This is a genomic window from Streptomyces flavochromogenes (assembly GCF_000717595.1).
Classification (GTDB): Bacteria; Actinomycetota; Actinomycetes; order Streptomycetales; family Streptomycetaceae; genus Streptomyces; species Streptomyces flavochromogenes.
In genome coordinates this window covers 1-435 of sequence record NZ_JNZO01000111.1, presented here as the reverse complement: position 1 = coordinate 435, position 435 = coordinate 1, and the positions used below count along the sequence as shown (strand labels likewise).

Below are 435 nucleotides of genomic sequence, written 5' to 3'. Positions count from 1 at the left end.
CGTAACCCCAGCCGTCACCGATCCACCCGGCCTGGTTGTTCGACGCCGACGTACGCCCGTCGACAGCCTGCGAACTGTAGCCGAGCGTGACGCCGGGCTGCAGACCGCCGGGGACCGCGGGGACCCCCACCGGGTAACTCCAGCTGAAGCCTCCCGTCGAGCCGCCGGCACTCCACGCACCGGACGGTTCGAGCGAGGTCGCCGAGAACGAACCACTGGAGCCTGACGCCTCTGCCGTCGCGGCCAGGACGGTCATGCCGGACCCGGCCGCCATCGCGGTGGCGGCCCCGCGGGATCCTTCCGCCAACGGTGCTACGGCGGTCAGGGTGTTGCTCTCCGTGTCGTTGGTCGTCGCGAGCGGCTTCGCCACCCGACAACCGGCCTTCTCCGGAGTCGTGAGCGCGCAGGACGGCAGCTGGACCAGCCGCAGTCGCG

General features: G+C 71.7%; 1 protein-coding gene. It reads right to left on the bottom strand.

The window, feature by feature from the left end:
* Nucleotides 1-435, bottom strand: a 435-nt coding sequence (locus IF00_RS42290; protein ID WP_037640585.1) for a hypothetical protein, incomplete at both ends; no start/stop codon positions are given.